15 protein-coding genes are annotated in these 17,271 nt (G+C 36.7%); 6 read left to right on the forward strand and 9 right to left on the reverse strand.

Going from position 1 to position 17,271, the window contains the following annotated elements:
• Nucleotides 1-66 precede the first annotated feature (66 nt).
• The 3 genes from MP478_RS04930 to MP478_RS04940 form a co-directional block, all read right to left on the reverse strand.
• Nucleotides 67-633 (reverse strand): YceI family protein, encoded by a 567-nt coding sequence (locus MP478_RS04930; RefSeq protein WP_257190447.1) that lies wholly within the window; start codon nucleotides 631-633, stop codon nucleotides 67-69.
• Between the two features lie 144 nt (nucleotides 634-777).
• Nucleotides 778-1,827 (reverse strand): glucokinase, encoded by a 1,050-nt coding sequence (locus MP478_RS04935; RefSeq protein ID WP_257190446.1) that lies wholly within the window; start codon nucleotides 1,825-1,827, stop codon nucleotides 778-780.
• Nucleotides 1,828-1,940: 113 nt separating this feature from the next.
• Nucleotides 1,941-2,504 carry a hypothetical protein gene (locus MP478_RS04940; RefSeq protein ID WP_230037712.1) on the reverse strand — a complete coding sequence of 188 codons (564 nt, stop codon included), beginning with the start codon at nucleotides 2,502-2,504 and terminating at the stop codon, nucleotides 1,941-1,943.
• A gap of 299 nt (nucleotides 2,505-2,803) precedes the next feature.
• Between MP478_RS04940 and MP478_RS04945 the strand changes: the two genes are divergently transcribed.
• Nucleotides 2,804-4,183 carry a DUF1800 family protein gene (locus MP478_RS04945; protein WP_257199792.1) on the forward strand — a complete coding sequence of 460 codons (1,380 nt, stop codon included), beginning with the start codon at nucleotides 2,804-2,806 and terminating at the stop codon, nucleotides 4,181-4,183.
• 93 nt (nucleotides 4,184-4,276) lie between these two features.
• Entirely contained in the window at nucleotides 4,277-5,461 is a 1,185-nt protein-coding gene (locus MP478_RS04950) for a DUF1501 domain-containing protein (protein WP_257199793.1), read from the forward strand.
• A gap of 245 nt (nucleotides 5,462-5,706) precedes the next feature.
• Here the strand turns inward: MP478_RS04950 and MP478_RS04955 are convergent, their stop codons facing one another.
• The 3 genes from MP478_RS04955 to MP478_RS04965 all read right to left on the reverse strand — a co-directional run bounded on the left by MP478_RS04955 (nucleotide 5,707) and on the right by MP478_RS04965 (nucleotide 7,432).
• The gene (locus tag MP478_RS04955; protein ID WP_257190443.1) at nucleotides 5,707-5,844 is read right to left on the reverse strand and encodes a hypothetical protein; all 138 of its coding nucleotides are present in this window, start codon (nucleotides 5,842-5,844) and stop codon (nucleotides 5,707-5,709) included.
• 162 nt (nucleotides 5,845-6,006) lie between these two features.
• Complete coding sequence (locus MP478_RS04960) at nucleotides 6,007-7,023, reverse strand: YafY family protein (RefSeq protein ID WP_257199794.1); 1,017 nt, start codon at nucleotides 7,021-7,023, stop codon at nucleotides 6,007-6,009.
• A 73-nt stretch (nucleotides 7,024-7,096) separates the two neighbouring features.
• The gene (locus MP478_RS04965; RefSeq protein ID WP_257199795.1) at nucleotides 7,097-7,432 is read right to left on the reverse strand and encodes a HopJ type III effector protein; all 336 of its coding nucleotides are present in this window, start codon (nucleotides 7,430-7,432) and stop codon (nucleotides 7,097-7,099) included.
• A 735-nt stretch (nucleotides 7,433-8,167) separates the two neighbouring features.
• Here MP478_RS04965 and MP478_RS22575 point away from each other — a divergent pair.
• The gene (locus MP478_RS22575; RefSeq protein ID WP_373691673.1) at nucleotides 8,168-8,968 is read left to right on the forward strand and encodes an RtcB family protein; all 801 of its coding nucleotides are present in this window, start codon (nucleotides 8,168-8,170) and stop codon (nucleotides 8,966-8,968) included.
• A gap of 339 nt (nucleotides 8,969-9,307) precedes the next feature.
• A complete protein-coding gene (locus MP478_RS04975; protein ID WP_257199796.1) occupies nucleotides 9,308-11,068 on the forward strand; it encodes a hypothetical protein in 1,761 nt (586 codons plus the stop codon).
• Nucleotides 11,069-11,186: 118 nt separating this feature from the next.
• Here the strand turns inward: MP478_RS04975 and cobC are convergent, their stop codons facing one another.
• Genes cobC through cobT form a run of 3 tightly spaced genes read right to left on the reverse strand, consistent with a single transcriptional unit; the run spans nucleotide 11,187 to nucleotide 13,513 of the window.
• Complete coding sequence (gene cobC / locus MP478_RS04980) at nucleotides 11,187-11,741, reverse strand: alpha-ribazole phosphatase (RefSeq protein ID WP_257199797.1); 555 nt, start codon at nucleotides 11,739-11,741, stop codon at nucleotides 11,187-11,189.
• On the reverse strand, nucleotides 11,726-12,508 hold the full coding sequence (locus tag MP478_RS04985; protein WP_257199798.1) for an adenosylcobinamide-GDP ribazoletransferase: 783 nt from the start codon (nucleotides 12,506-12,508) through the stop codon (nucleotides 11,726-11,728). The genes cobC and MP478_RS04985 overlap by 16 nt, the downstream gene beginning before the upstream one ends.
• Nucleotides 12,509-13,513 (reverse strand): nicotinate-nucleotide--dimethylbenzimidazole phosphoribosyltransferase, encoded by a 1,005-nt coding sequence (gene cobT / locus MP478_RS04990; protein ID WP_257199799.1) that lies wholly within the window; start codon nucleotides 13,511-13,513, stop codon nucleotides 12,509-12,511.
• 352 nt (nucleotides 13,514-13,865) lie between these two features.
• Between cobT and MP478_RS04995 the strand changes: the two genes are divergently transcribed.
• Both MP478_RS04995 and MP478_RS05000 read left to right on the forward strand, forming a co-directional pair.
• Nucleotides 13,866-14,612 carry a nucleotidyltransferase domain-containing protein gene (locus MP478_RS04995; protein WP_257199800.1) on the forward strand — a complete coding sequence of 249 codons (747 nt, stop codon included), beginning with the start codon at nucleotides 13,866-13,868 and terminating at the stop codon, nucleotides 14,610-14,612.
• A 296-nt stretch (nucleotides 14,613-14,908) separates the two neighbouring features.
• A complete protein-coding gene (locus tag MP478_RS05000; RefSeq protein ID WP_257199801.1) occupies nucleotides 14,909-17,230 on the forward strand; it encodes a glucosamine-6-phosphate isomerase in 2,322 nt (773 codons plus the stop codon).
• The last annotated feature ends 41 nt before the right edge of the window (nucleotides 17,231-17,271 follow it).

The following is a 17,271-nucleotide window of genomic DNA, read 5'->3' on the forward strand; positions in this document are numbered from 1 at the left end:
ACAATTCAACAAAAATAAAAAAAAGTGTAGAACTTCTACACTTTTAACAATATTTTTTTGATTAATTTATTGAGCAGTAACCTTAACCTGCATATCGATATCATCTTTCACAAAAACATCCTGCATTGTAGATTTGTAAGCTACATCAAATTTCTGTCTGTCGAAAGAGAATTTGTTTGATACTAAACTCACCACTCCTTTGCTGTAAGAGATCTTTGCAGGGAAGGTAACCGGGTTTGTTTTTCCTTTTACCGTAAGATTTCCTGTTACCAGAGAACTGTAGATTTTATCGCTGTTTTTCTTAATGCCCGTAATTTTGAAGCTGGCAGTAGGAAATTTTTCAACCTCAAAGAAGTCACCGTTCTTAAGGTGCCCGTTTAGCTTTTGCTGGTATTCTCCTGAAAGGTCAGTTGCATTGATGGAAGTCATATCTAAAACGAAGCTTCCTCCTACCAGTTGATTTCCTTTCATCACCATATCTCCGGACTTTACTTTTACAGTACCGTCGTGAGAACTGGCCTCAGATTTTGCAACTTTATATCCCCACCAGTGAATATCAGACGCTACTACTTTTTTTGACTGTCCGAAAGCTAACCCACCGGCTAAAACTGCTAATAAAAATATTTTTTTCATTGAATAAAAGTATTTACTTATTTAATAACACAAAGATAGCTATCTCGTTTAATAGATAGCGTTGATGTAAATCAAGAAATATGATTATTTTTATGAATAATATCATCCTATAAAAAAACTCCGAATTTCTTCGGAGTCTTTTATTTATTCTTGGTAATAAGCGGTATAAAGTGCTACCCCTTTTAATGCTGTATGGTTTTGCTTGACCAGGTAAATAGGAATATTTTTCAACATTCCTTCCATTTTATCACTGATCTTGAATTTTTCGTAGAATTTATCCTTATCAATATATTCTCTAACCATCTGGGGAATATCTCCAGAGATCAGTAGTCCTCCTGTCGCCTTCACCTTTAATGTAAGGTTATTAGCCTCTCTTGCCAAAAACTCAATGAAAGTATCTAAAGCGATTCTACAGATCAGTACATTATCTTCTACTGCAGCTTTATAAAGTTCTTCAGCAAAATTACCTCCTGAAAGGCGTTCGCTTAACCATTCCGGTTCCGGATGTCTTTTTACGTCCCTTAGGAATCTGTAGATATTAAATAATCCTGATTTGGATAATACATTTTCCCAGCTTACAATTCCATAGATATTGTTTAAGAATTGGTAAAACTCAACTTCTACGTTGGTTCTCGGTGAAAATTCAGAATGTCCTCCTTCTGTAGCAAAAGGTCTTAGATATTTTCCGTCAAAGAAATATCCAGCTTCCCCTAACCCGTTTCCAGGGGCAAGAATGGCAACATTCCCTTTTTCAAGATGTCCGCTTGTATAGATGGCTTCCAGGTCGTCATCCTCAAGAAGACCCATTCCGTAAGCGGAAGCTTCCAGGTCATTCAGCATATCTGCTTTTTCAAACCCGAAATCTCTTTTATATTCTTCAATATCTAAATTCCAGCCTAATCTTGCCGGGCTGCTTTTTCCGTCAAGTACAGGACCTGGCACGGCCACTCCCAGACGTTTTACATTTTCCAGCTGATTATCCTGAATAAACTTCTTTAAAATATCAGTAAAAGAAGCATATTCTTTTGTGGAATACGTTTGTTGAATTTTTATCTCAAGACCTCCATTACTGGACACAAAATAGCCTAAGATCGTCATGTCTTCACGGAGACTTGCTCCAATGATAGAAACATTATCATTATTACTGTTCTCTACTCCTGGTAAATAAAGTGGAAATTTTGGATTCAGAATCATAACCTCAAATTTTACCAAATATAATAATTGTTTTTGTAAATCCTGCAGACAAGAAAAAAACCTTTTCACAAAAGTGAAAAGGTTTGGCTAATAATTGTTTATATTAAATCTAACTACTTTCCTAATGGAATATTATACCCGAAGCCTACTCCGATGTTTCCCACATTATAGTCCTGACCTGGTAAATCTCCTTTAGTTCCTACAAAAACCTTCTGGTATTGTACAAAGAAGTTCCAGTCTCTGTTGTGATATCCGATCTCCGGCTTAAGGTAAAAACCTCCGCTTGCTCTTTCTACATTTGTATTGGAAGCTACCGTTTTGTCTCCAACTAAGAATCCATATCCTAAATCAGCTCCAAAATAGAAACCTGTTTGTTTTGGATAAATTCTAATTAAAGCAGCTACAGGAACTACTCCTACATCATTATTTTTATATCCGTTATTTTCTTTTCCGAAATAATGGCTATATCCTGATGCAATACCTAATCCAAAACCAGGAGTAATAAGGTTCTGGTAAGCTACATCTACTCCAACAGCAGCCGAAAGGTTATCTGAAGGAACTGCTAAACCAACATTTGCGCCCACCTTGATCATATTATTCATTTGTGAACTCTGTGCGCTTGCTATTCCTGCTGTTAAAATTCCAGCCAGTAATATTGCCTGTTTAAACATTTTCATAACTCTAATTTTTAAATTTTACTAAGCAAGTAAGATGTAAAAATCATGCCAAGCACAGCTTTACCTGTTACTTTAACACATTTAAAAATCATAAAATAATGATTATCAACGCATTATTTTTTAACAAAATTTAAATGTTTGTTTAACAAAATTTACCAAAAATAATCTTAAAAGGTGAATTAAGGAATAAAATTCAGAAAAATTTCTGGTTTCCAGTCATCTTACAATATTAACAATCTTTAACCCGTTATTATTTTAACCTTATCTCTTCAGAAACATCAAAAAACAAATATCCTCCAATGGCTGATTCATTATTAAAAAATAAACATCTTTTATGGCGTGCGGGTTTCGGTATCGGAATCAGTCAAATCGACGATCTGAGGAATAAAAGCAGTAAAACGTTGATTAATGAACTATTTACAGAGGATAATTTCACTGAAATCACTTATGATACTCCCGATATTGATCCTGTGACAGACTATATGAGCAATACAGCTCCTGCAGAAAAGAAAAAACAGATGCAGAAAATCAACAGGGAGCAGAATAATGAACTGAATCTTCATTTTCTGGATAAAATGGTGAACAGCAAAGAACAGATGAGAGAAAAAATGGCCTTTTTCTGGCATGGTCATTTTGCTTCCAGAGTTGTGAATCCAAGGTTTAACAAACAGCTTTTAAATACCATACGAAAACATGCATTGGGTAATTTTAAAGACCTTCTTTTTGAAGTAAGCAAGGCTCCGGCCATGCTGAACTTTCTCAATAATCAACAAAACAAAAAGGACCATCCCAACGAAAATTTTGCCCGGGAAGTTATGGAGCTGTTTACCATGGGAAGAGGAAATTATACTGAAAAAGATGTAAGGGAGGGCGCCAGAGCCTTTACCGGATGGGGATATGATAAAGAGGGGAATTTTAAAGAAAGGAAGAACTTTCACGATGCGGAAACAAAAACCTTTTTAGGAAAGACCGGTAATTTCAGTGGAGATGATGCCTTACATATTATTTTGGAACAGAAAGCGACCTCCAGATTTATCACAACCAAAATTTATAAATTTTTTGTTAATGAAAAAATAGATACCGATAAGATAGACCAACTAAGCAACAGCTTCTATAATTCCGGATATGATATCAAAAAGCTCATGACGGAGATATTTTCAAGCTCATGGTTTTATGAGCAGAGTAATATAGGAAACAGGATAAAATCACCTATTGAACTGATGGCAGGAATTATGCGGCTGCTTCCCATGCATATCCAAAACCCGGAAAACCTCATCGTTTATCAGAAATTACTGGGACAAATGCTGCTTTATCCTCCCAATGTTGCGGGATGGCCTAACGGAAAGGCATGGATCGACAGTTCAACATTAATGCTGAGACTTCAGGTTCCACAGATCTGGTCAGGCTTAAGGCCTTTGGAATACAGCCCGCGTCAGGATGATGATATCGATATGGGGATAAAATCCCGGGAAACTGCTTTAAACAAGTCTTTTAAAAATCCGAATATCACCATAGACTGGGAGCGGGTAGAAAAAATTTTTGCCCGGAAAAACTGTGAAGACTATCTGATTCAAAATATTCAAAGCCTGGATATGAACTCAGTCAGAAATTTCTCTGATAAGAGCGTAAAAATGACAGTCATCAACCTTATGTCTACTCCTGAATATCAGTTAATGTAGTTTTTTAAGACAGCTGGTTGCAGATTTCAGGTAAGTTCCCACGGCCATTGATACTACCTGTAACTTATTGCCGCACAATTAAATTCAAAAGTTATGTTAATCAAAAGAAGAGAATTCTTAAAAATAAGTTCATTAGCCTCAGCTTCCCTGCTGATGCCCAGCTTTCTAAAGTCTATGGCTTTGGATAATGCCCTGAACTCTCATCAGAACATCCTGATCGTACTTCAGCTGACAGGTGGTAATGATGGCTTAAACACCATTATTCCTGTAAAAAATGATATTTATTTCCGGGAAAGAAAAACGCTTGCTATTCAGGATTCTTTATCTCTGACTGATGAAGCCGGAATCAATCCTTCCCTCTCTTATTTTAAAGAACTCTTTGACAATGGTGAACTTTCCGTCATGAACAATGTAGGCTATCCCAATTCTGACAAATCCCATTTCCGGAGTATGGATATCTGGCAATCTGCCAGCAGGAGTGATGAATTCCTGGAAACAGGATGGCTGGGTCGTTTTTTAGATGAAGAATGCTACCGTTGTGAACATCCCACCCAGGCGTTGGAAGTAGATGATATGTTAAGTCTTGCTCTTAAAGGTGATCATAATAAAGCATTTGCCTTTAAAGATCCTAAAAGGCTTTATCAGACCAGCCAGGAAAAGTATTTTAAGTCTCTTTATGACCATCATCATGAAGACGAAACTGTATCTTACCTTTATCAGACACTTGGTTCTACTATCAATAATGCGGATTATATTTTTGAAAAAAGCAAAGCAAAAAAAACCGAGCAGATTTATCCGAATTCCCAGCTGGGAAAGGACTTTAAAACAGTCTCTTCTTTGATCAAATCTGACATTAACACTCAGGTTTATTATCTTTCAATCGGAAGCTTTGATACCCATGTTAATCAGAATGAAAGACAGAAAAAATTATTCAGTGATATCAATGAGGCTGTACAGTCTTTTGTTGCGGACATGAAAAGCAACGGGTTATTCAACAATATCTTACTTATGACATTTTCAGAATTTGGCCGCCGTGTTGCCCAGAACGCCAGTAACGGAACGGATCACGGAACCGCCAATCAGATGTTTTTCATCAGTGGAAGCTTAAAAAAGAAAGGACTGCTTAATGCTCTTCCCAATCTGCAGAACCTAAATGAGGGTGACCTTATCTATACGGAAGATTTCAGAAAGGTATATGCCACTATTCTGAAGAACTGGCTTCATGCAGACTCTTCTAAAGTGCTGGGCTGGAAAAACGGAGTCTATGATTTTATATAAGTAATTGATTATTGATAAAGATTTGAAAGCCCGGATACCATATTTTGAATTACTAGAGCATGTGTAAGTAATAACCAGACCGAGAAGATTCTCATTTTATTTGAAGAAATCTTCTATTTTCACAACTATTACAATTATAATTCTTTGAATTTTTTGCTGGGGTGGTTAGGAATACCCAGTAAAAAAGAGACTGCACGTTATATGGCAGTCTCTTTTCAACAATTTTAAATTCTAACTACTTTTTTTTATGCAGTAATCTGCTTTGGTTCTTTCTCTTTCTGATCATCTTTTTTATCAAGTTTCTCAGATATTTTTTTAACGATATATTCTATCACTATAGGTGCTATAATTGCAATTAATGCTTTAAATATTCTTGATTTCATAATGTGATGTTCTTTTTAAATCAATGCAATTTCCAAGCCAAGATAAAAATCTAACTGATGATTTTAGCTGAATTGATAAGTTTCTGCTAGCTTACCCATTGTATTGATATAAAAAAATGACCACTCCATCGTTTTGTAACATACTGAAAATCATAAATTTATTTAATTTTCATCAGCAACAAAGTTTTGATAATTTTCACTGGCTATCCTGAATTTTTCCTCCATTCTTAGTCTCAGTTTTTTAGGTTTATGAACCATCAGGGAGTCTCCAAATCCCAGTAACAACCTTTCCAGCTCAAAATTAATCTGGACACAGATTTTAAACAGAGTTCCCTCCTGATCTTCGCTGATCACTTCCTGACTTTTATGCAGAGGCTTTGTTTTTACGTAGGGTGCATTACCGGAATCTACCCAGAAAACAACAGTTCTGGGAGCAATTGAATCTGAAACCGTAACGCCTACAATATCCTTAAAATATTCATCACCATCAAGATCCTTATCAATATACAGAAGGGTATCATCTGTTTCGATACTTTCCATTCTGTCCAGTGCCAGATTATACATTTTCTGTTTGTAAAGGCAAATCAGAAACCAGCGGTTGTTAAATTCTTTCAGCAACTGCGGATGAACAGTATATAGATTGGATTCTCTTGCCGTAAAACTTTTATAGAGAATTTTCAATACCTTTTTACCTACAATACTTTCATAGAGAATATCTATATATTCCAATCCTTTCAGCTGTTCATTTTTATCCAGATGGATGACGGACTTCTGACTGGTTGAGTGAATAGAATCTTCCAGCTTCTGAATGACCCCGTTCATTTCTTTGAACATAGAAAAATCTTTGAACTGCTTTAGGATCTGAACGGCATTATTCATTGCTTTGAGATCGCTTTCGTTTACTGAAATATTATGAATGCTGTATTCAGGATCGCTGTAACGGTAATATTTTCTTTCATAGACTTCAATGGGAGCTTCATACCCGAATTTCTCACTGCGCATATTTTGCAGATCGAGCTGCACCGTTCGTTTGCTTACATAGGATTCTTTGCCTTCGAATTCAAATAATGCTTCGGAACATTCATCAATAAGATCTTCCAAAGTATATTTCCTGTATTTGTTTTTAAGACACTTATCTAATGTTTTATAACGGATTAAAGCATTTTTATTAGATGACATACATATTGTGTTTATTGGAATAAAAGGCAAATCCGCTGATTTGTAAATTTGCCTTTTCGCCGTTTCATTAAAATTATTTCTCTTTCAACGCGTCTCCGTCAAAAGTAATGCCCTCCCAGCCAAATTTCATAAAGTTTCTGATATTCTGGTGATCAGTACCATTAGGTTTTTTCAAAACATCTTCCCTGTAAAATTCTCCAAAAAGAAGAAGGGTCTGTCCTTTGGTCAGCCCATGATATAAAGCAAAGCTGAAGACCTTACAAGATCCGTTATTCTGTCCGGCCTGATTAGTGGTATCACCATTTTTAAAAGCTGTAGGGGTGAAATCATATTTTCCGTCAATATATTCAATAACATCACTGAACTGAATGGTTTCCGGGAAATGCTCTAATTGTTCTAGTAGTTCCATAGTATTAATCATTTTTAATTATAATCCGTTGGCAAATCTGTTTTATTTCCAGATTCGCCTTTAATTTTTGTAAAAATAATTAAAAAAAAACAATCTACGCAAAACTATTGCGCAATAATGATATTACTTTGCATTATCAAAATGAGAAAACAAATGGAATTTAATGGAAATCACTTAATCGAATTAGGATATAGACCCGCTAAATGGTTCAAAGATGCTATTACTTATATCAACGAAAATAATCTGGATGAGGTTCAGATTAATGAATACCTGGAACAGTTCAGACAACCGGAAATTATACCGCTTCATGAAACGGCAAAAGATTTTATCATCAATATCAGAGCAGAACATGAAAGTGAAAATGATAATGTGGAAAAAGTAATCAATACGATGAAAGTTTTGATGAAAACTCCAACATTGATTAATGGTGCTTTAATGCCTGATGCCTGTCCTACAGGACCTGAAGGCCAGATCCCGGTAGGAGGTGTGGTGGTTGCTAAAAATGCCATTCATCCGGGATTCCATAGTGCTGATATCTGTTGTTCTGTTATGCTGACGGACTTTGGTAAAACAAATCCTAAAGAGGTTTTGGATGCAGCACATTCTATCACACACTTCGGATATGGAGGAAGACCGAGAGGGGAACAGATGCCAATGTCTCAGGAACTGATGGATGCTTTCAGAGAAAATGAATTCTTAAATGATGAAAAACTGATCAGCATTGCCCGTTCTCATATGGGAACTCAGGGAGACGGAAATCATTTTCTGTTTGTAGGAATCTCCAAAAATACAGGAAATACCATGTTGGTGACTCATCATGGTTCCAGAGCTCCGGGAGCTGCTTTATATGATAAAGGGATGAAGGTAGCCAACCGTTTCAGACAGGACATTTCTCCTGAAACATTAAGAGAAAATGCCTGGATTCCGTACGATACTGAAGAAGGAAAGTCCTATTGGGAAGCTCTTCAGCTGATAAGACAATGGACCAAGGAAAACCATACTTCTATTCATGACGCAGTGCTGAATAAACTGGAGATCGAAAAAGAGAACAGATATTGGAATGAGCATAATTTTGTGTTCAGAGATGGTGATTTATTTTACCATGCTAAAGGAGCTACTCCACTGGATGACAAATTTATGCCTGATATCACAGGACCAAGATTGATTCCTTTAAATATGGCTGAACCGGTATTAATCGTTCAGGGAAGAACAACGGAAAGAAACTTAGGTTTTGCCCCTCACGGAGCGGGAAGAAACTTCAGCAGAAGCCAGCATAAAAGATCTATGGCTCATAAAACAACCGAGGAAATCTTCAATGAGGAAACACAAGGATTGGATATCCGTTTCTATTCCAATGAGATTGATATCTCCGAGTTGCCAAGTGCTTATAAAAGTGCTAAAAACGTAAGAGCACAGATTGAAGAATATGGCCTTTGTGAGGTCCTTGATGAAGTGATTCCTTACGGATGTATCATGGCTGGTGATGTTCAGAAAAACGCGCCATGGAAGAAAAAGAAAAAGTATAGAAAAGCTTAATCCGTTACTTTAATGTTTAATCCTTAAGGCTTTCAAACCTTATAGGTTTTAAAAACCTATAAGGTTTAAATAATAATAGACGGGCAGCGGCTCCGCTGACAGAGCGATAATAATTTCCCGGAGTTGGTACATAAAGTTACTCAGCTTGTGGATCACAGATTTGATTTTTGTCTGTCTGGCAGAAAGATAGAATATATAATAAAAAAAAATTAAGGCAAAGGGAGTTCCTATATACATTACCAGGTTTTACTCCCCGCCTTTTTCAAAATTATAGGTAAAAGGAGTTCCTATATCATTTTTCTTAAAAAAAATTACTCCTCACTTATTAATTTTTATATCATGAAAACACTTCAGTTATTCAATGCCGTACTGGCTCAGAAATCTGATCACAACCCTTTTGTTTCCAATGACGGTTTTGTGATTGAACCTGGTGCACTTTGGGCTAAAAAACAGATTATTGCCTATTATTCAAAGGAAAAATTAAGCGGTAATGATGTTAATAAAACCTTCCATACATCCTGGAAGAAAATAAAGAACAGCACAAGACTGGAACTTTTAATGGATCAGATCAGGCATTATATTTCTACCTACGGAAGTGATTTCCAAGAGGAAATTTATATCCCTGATGAAGTATTGAATGTTCCCGAAATGAAGCTTACTTTCAAAGTAATTAAAGCTTATTCTCCAGATGAAATGACAGAAAAATGTTTATCATTACTGAGATCTGGTATTGCTTTAAAGGAAGAAACTATTAATGATCTGTTATTTATTTTGACAGAAGAACTGAACTATGAATTCACCGGAAAGGAAAACATCAGAAATAAGGAAGCTATTGTCAAAATTGCAGATCTTTACAAGGTTTATCCCGAGAATGCTGTAGAATTTTTCAGGTATGTTATTTTTAAAACAACAGCTACCAGTCTCCTGATCAAAAATGATGAGCTGATTGAGAATATCAAGCTAAGTAAATTTGATCCATCCGATTTGTTTGAAACCTTCGGATTGGAAAAACTTGCAGAGATTTTTAACAGGTTTAAGCCTTTATTTTTAGCTTATAAAAATAAAAATAAGTCTACTGCAGCAGCTGTTAATAAAATTTCCAAGTTGTCAAAGACTTACCATAAGCCTTTAATTTCCAACCCATTGAATGATGCTACAAACACATTACTGGAAGAAAATGATATGCATTGGCTGGATAATGCTACGCCTTTTGCCTTATTCAAAGCTTTATCTGCCTGTTATCAGAGAATGTATGGCCAGGACACTTTTGTGTATAGAATCAGAAACGGAAAGTCCTGGGTAAAAACAGGAAAAAACAGCATTGCAAGTGAATTGAATTATGAATTTATATTAAGTTACTTACAGTCAAAATTTGATCTTTCCGGAAAGAAGTTTTATTTCCCTGAAAATGTGGAATTCGGGCTTCCTACTTCTGAAAAAATGTATGTAGGGAATATTCCCACAGGAACGAGGTTTTCCGGTGAAAAGCTTGCGGTAGGAATCTACTGGGAAAATGCCTGGGGAGCTTATGACCTTGATCTTTCCGGATTGAATATAGCGGGAAAAACAGGATGGAATGCCGCCTATAATCAAGGGGATGGAAATCTGATGTATTCTGGAGATATGACCTCTGCACCTCAGGGTGCCGTTGAATATCTTTACGCCAACAGAGGTCTGAACACGCCTACATTAATCATGAACAATGTGTATTCCGGAAATGCGGAATGTGATTATAAAATTGTGATTGGAAAAGGAGATACGATCTCAAGAGATTATATGATGGATCCCAACAAAGTATTTGCTGAAGCTAAATGTAAGTCGGTTCAGAGACAGACTATTCTGGGAATGCTTCTTCCAAAAGGAGAAAAACAATGTTTTGTACTTCTGAATTTTGGAGCGGGTCATTCTCATGTTTCAGGAAATTCTGAGATTGCTGTACTGGCAACGGATGCACTTTATCAGCAATGGTATGAACCAATGTCTTTCAATGGGCTTGTAAAAGAGCTGGGAGCAACAGTTACTACTGAAAAGTCAGAAGCAGATTTTGATTTTTCATTGGAAATTCTGGAAAAAGATAGCTTTACAAAAATCTTTAAATAAATAAATAAATAAATAAATAATATAGCCATTTGAGTAAGACCGAATGGCTTTTTTGTTGGGTAATGCAAAGGACAAGAGCTTATTTTCTATACAGTTTACCTGGGATTATGACTGGTTGTTAAACATTCATCTTTTTAATGGAAAAGTAGCCGTCATTCTTCTGAATAATCACTTTCTTCCCGTAGTCAATCCGGATACTGAACATATTCTCTAGGGGAAACTGTAAAACCGACTGAAGAATAAGACGGATTACACCGGCATGCGCAACAACCAAGACTTTATTTACATTTTGTTCCGCAATCAGCTCTTTCCAGAAGCTGAGTACGCGGTTTTGCATTTCAAGAAGATTTTCTCCACCGGTAGCTTTTACATTAATAAAATCCTGATACCAGGGGTTAATTTCTTTCTCAGGAATATCCTTCCATTTTTCCATTTCCCAGCTTCCGAAATTCATTTCGCGAAGTCTTTCATCGATTGTATAATCAAACCCAAAATAATCAGCCAAAAGACGACAACGCTGTGACGGGCTTGAAATAACAAGATCGAAATCATGATCCATATTCAGCCTTTTAAAATCTTCAGGATAATCTTTTCTTAAAGGCATTTCGGTAAATCCATAACACAGGTTTTCCGGATTTTCCACTGCCGTATGTCTGATCAGATGAATTTCCATGCTATAATTGTTCCTAAGTAAAATAAAACCTCACTTACCTGCTGTACGGAACCCAAACAGTCTCCGGTATATCCTCCGATATGCTTTTTAAAATACCATCCCATACAGATTTTACCGGCATAAGCCAATGCAAAAGCCAGTATCAAACGCCCATCCGGAATGAAAGCAAAAGAAATTAAAACACTGATTAAACCTACTAATAAGGCTATTCCGTCTAAAGGTTTATTAGCTAACGGTTTTGACTTACTGACATCAATATCCGTAACGTATTGGTGAGTATAGATCATCGTACCTGAAATAAAACGGCTTGATGAGTGTGCTAAAATAATAATACCCAACGTTTTAAGAAGATCAATATTTCCCAAGGCCTGAATACTGAGAAATTTCAAAGCAAACAGCAGAATAATTCCAATAGTTCCATATGCTCCTACCCTGCTGTCTTTCATGATGGTAAGGATTTTTTCTTTCCCATATCCACCTCCAAAACTGTCACACATATCCGTGAAACCATCTTCATGAAAAGCTCCGGTGAGTAAAACACTGGTGATTATCATCAAAACAATACCTATTTCCAGGTTAAAAAGCTGAGCACAAAAATACAGAATCACAGCATTAATAAGTCCTACCAACAGCCCGATCCATGCAAAATATTTCTGAGATTTATTCATGATCTCACTGGAATACGGAATGGTAAACGGAACCGGAATCCTGGTGAAAAACATCAGCGCTGTTGCCAGATAGATCAGTTCATTTTTTATTATTTTCATCTATTCTCTATTTGAAACATGGGCATCTTCAAAACTTGACATCTCATTAAGAAAATTCACGGCATTCTGAATCACAGGATAAGCCAGTGCACATCCCGTTCCTTCCCCCAAACGAAGATTAAAATTCAACAATGCTTTCTGACCCAATAATTCTAACAGTTGAAGATGGGCATTCTCATCACTTACATGGCAGAAAATACAGTTGTTCAGGATGTCCGGATTCTTTTTCCATGCAGTGGCAACCGCAACGGTTGCAATAAACCCATCCACCATAATCAGCATATTCTGACGAAAAGCTTCTTCCATGGCACCGATCATTTGCGCAATTTCAAGCCCTCCGAAAGTCTGTGCTATGTCATCTGCTGTCTTAGTATCGGTATGCATCTCTATAGCGGTTGATAAAATATAGATCTTATTCTGTAACTGATCATCATTTAAACCCGTTCCGCGTCCGATACAACTTACAATCGGCAGGTTAAAAAGCTTACTCATCATCAGCGAAGAAGCTGAAGTATTCCCGATTCCCATTTCTCCAAAACCAATAATATTACAGCCTGTCAGGGCAATCTCCTCAACTACAGAACTTCCGTTTTTCAAAGCTTGCCGATATTCTTCAGCAGTCATGGCAGGCTCTTCCAATATATTACGGCTGGATTTTCTGACTTTTTTATCAATCAAATTCAGATCTTGAGGAAAATCAAAATTTACTCCGGCATCTACAATCTTTATTTTAATACCATTTTGCCTGCAAAACACATTTATTGCTGCACCGCCGCCCAAAAAGTTCATCACCATCTGATAGGTTACCTCCTGTGGATAAGCACTCACTCCTTCTGTAGCAATCCCATGATCGGCAGCAAATACCACCATATGAGGATTTGATAACCGGGGAGAAGTTGTCTTTTGAGCCATCCCAATTTTATAGGCTAATTGTTCAAGATCGCCTAAGGCACCTAAAGGTTTTGTTTTAAAATCAATTTTATGCTGTAATTTGTTTGATAACATGAATGTAAATTAATTATGTGAAGTAGAAGAAGTGCAATATTAGTGAAATGGGGAGTATTTTGTACAATGTCAAATATAAAAAGTAAAATGGATTGATGAAGGAGGGGATTGGAGATTAAGAGATTCGAGACTTGGAGACAAGAGACGTATAGACAGGAGACTTAGAGATTATCTTATACTTTGGGTTACCAGCTCAATAATAGAGTTTCTCACTCCCAAATTCTGAAACCTCTCACTCACCCTCAAACGCTCCTACCCTAAAATCCTCAAACCTTATTATTCTCAAACTTAAAAAAACTACGCAAGTAGATTACGCATAAACCTGCTTACTTTGCAATATAAATAAAAGACAATGACACCAAAAATACTTGAAAAAATAAAAGAAATAGAAGCCGAAAAGGGCATAGAAGTCCTTTTGGCTGTAGAATCCGGAAGCAGGGCCTGGGGTTTTGCCTCTCCGGACAGCGATTACGACATCCGTTTTATATACCGACATGATGCTGAGTGGTATCTCTCCCCCTGGGATAAGGATGAAACCATAGAGTTTATGACGGAGGATGATCTGGATGGTTGCGGATGGGATTTGCGGAAAACCTTTCATCTTTTACTGAAGTCAAATGCCGCTTTACTGAGCTGGTTCTACTCTCCTATCGTATATAAAGAGAACAAGAGATTTGTAGATCTGTTCAGTCCTCTGGCAGATGCTTGTTTTTCTCCGATAGCAGTTTCTTACCACTACTTGAGTATGAGCAAAAAATATCTGGATGCTTGCAGAAACGAAGAAGTAAAACTGAAAAGTTATTTTTATTGCCTGAGAACCACTTTAACCGGAAAATGGATTATAGAAAAAGGAACTGTTCCTCCTGTATTGTTCAGTGATCTGTTGGTTTTGGCAGATGGCTATACAAAACGGAAGATAGAGAATCTTGTTGCTTTAAAAGCTACAAAAGGGGAAGCTTATCATCATCCGAATGATTGGGAACTGTTTGGGTTTTTAGAAAATATGATCGCTGAAAATGAGGAAAGATCAAAGAGTTTACCCAGTGGAAAAGTAGATAAGACTGAGATGGAAAGGGTTTTCAGAGAGATACTAAATTAAATGGTATTGGAAACTGAAGAGACAGGATAAAAGTGGACTATTAAAATTTTATTACAATAAACTTTAAGATGCTACAACTATAATTTTCCCAATATCCAGCCTTTCCCTTTAAAAACAACTACAGAAAGCCATTATTATAATAAACTTATGATAATATTATCAATAATAAACCATAACCGCAGTTTTCTATTGTAAATCAACAATTTATTGATAAATTTAGGGATTGTTTTGTATCTTTAAGTTCTACATCATCTCACAGTATAAAGTATTTGAAAACATAGTAAAAAATCACAAAAATGGAAAACAAAAGGAACTTCACTCCCGTAGAGGAATCTTTCTTAAATGATCTTTCAAGAAACAGTAAAACCAATATACCTTATATTGCTGTTGACAATTTTCCTAATTTAGGAATGCTTACAGCCTTACGATTTCTGGAATGGGCAGCTGGAAATCCCAACGGTGTTATCAGTCTTCCCACCGGAAAAACACCGGAATATTTTATTTACTGGACTAAACATATTCTTGAAAACTGGGAAAAGGAAAATATTATTGAGCTTAGAAAAAAACATCATTTATCCGTCCAGAAACCATCACTGGCAGAGCTCCATTTTGTTCAGATTGATGAATTTTACCCTATAAAATCATCCCAGGCAAACAGCTTCTATCATTACGTGAATAAATATTATATTGAAGGGCTGGGATTAAAAAGGGAAAATGCTCTTCTAATCAATTGTGATGAAATTCCTTTAGCGTATGGCAAAAGCTTTGAGGAGGTTTTTCCCAGTCATAAAGTAGACCTGGAACTGAGATACCGTGAACCGCAAAATCCTTTGGAGAAACTGCAAAAAGAATCTATTTTCCTTATAGACAACTGGTGTTCGGAATATGAACAGCAGATCCGTAAGTTAGGGGGTATTGGATTTTTTCTGGGAGGAATAGGTCCTGATGGGCATATTGCCTTTAACATTAAAGGTTCTGACCCTTATTCAACAACCCGATTGACTTCCACCAACTTCGAAACACAGGCGGTTGCAGCCGGAGATCTTGGAGGAATTGAAATTTCCAGGGAACGCCTTGTGATCACTATCGGTCTGGAGACAATCACTTATAATAAAGATGCTGTAGCCATTATTTTCGCAGCAGGAGAAGCAAAAGCACCTATGATAAAAAACGCACTGGAACTTCCTCCTTCCAATTTATATCCGGCTTCTGTACTTTCCTGTCTCCCGAATGGCAGATTTTATATTACATTAGGAGCGGCAAGCACACTGAATGACTTCATTGCCGATTATTACCAATCCGGAAACTGGTCACAGGAAAAAACCGATAAATCAGTTATGATGCTGACCCAAAAACTGAACAAATATGCTGAACATCTTACCCTGGAAGACCTTCAGTCTGATCCGTATACCCAGTTAATTCCGGATCTTAATGAAGACACTGTTCAGTCAGTGATTACTTCCATTGAAAACAAAATAAAAAAAGGAACAGAAGCACTTACCCATGAAGTTTTTTATCATACAGGTCCTCATCATGATGATATTTCATTAGGACTTTTGCCTTATATCCATTACCAATCCCGAAATGAGACCAATGAATCTCACTATTCTGTCCTTACATCCGGCTTTACTGCGGTGACCAATAAGTTTCTGACAGATATTCTCCGGGCTACTCTTCTTTTTACCGAAAAAGGAGAAATCGAAATGCTTAATTATCCGGACTTTTTTGAGGTTGGATATAAAAATAAGAGGGATAAAGACGTCTATCATTACCTTATCAATATAGCTTCCGAAAATGCTGACGAAAGGTCAAGAGCGGTATCTCACAGAATGGTAAGAAATATCGTTGAACTTTGGGGTTTAAAAACAAAACAAGAACTGGAAGAGAAAATAACAGAAGTGATTGCTATCAACAATTCCAGCTATGATGGTCAAAATCCGGAGCAAAAGATCCAGACACTGAAAGGAATGATCCGGGAATATGAAGAAGAATTAGTATGGGCACACTTCGGTGTAAGAACAAAGAACGTTCATCATTTAAGACTTGGATTTTATACAGGAGCTATTTTTACGGAGAAGCCCAAAAGAGAAAGGGATGTATATCCTATATTGCAACAGCTGAAAACCATTAATCCTACCGTTATAAGTTTAGCGTTCGATCCTGAAGGAAGTGGTCCTGATACCCATTATAAAGTCTTACAGGCAATTGCCGCTGCCGTAAGGGAATGGAGCAAAGAAAAAGATCTGTCCCAACTTAAAATATGGGGCTACAGAAATGTTTGGTATCAGTTCAATGCAGCCGATGTCACTCATATTTTCCCGGTATCCCTTAATGGAATGAGTACAATGGATGAAAGTTTTACCAACAGCTATCTAAGCCAGGTAAACGCCTCCTTCCCAAGTTACAGATACAACGGAAAATTCAGTCATCTTTCTATACAAACCTGGGTAGAACAGCTTCAGGCTGCTCAGTTGATATTGGGAAAACCTTATTTTTATGATAACGAAAGTCCACGTCTCCGGGCAACCCATGGCCTTCTTTTCTTTAAAGAAATGAATGTGGAAGAATTTCTGCAATCTGCCCGTGAGCTGGAACAATCTACAGAAGGGGTGTTTTAGTAGCTGTTTTTATAAGTAACTTTCCCACTCTTTGAAAGAAA

Origin of the sequence: Chryseobacterium sp. WG14, from assembly GCF_024586945.1 — a bacterium.
Taxonomy (GTDB): domain Bacteria; phylum Bacteroidota; class Bacteroidia; order Flavobacteriales; family Weeksellaceae; genus Chryseobacterium.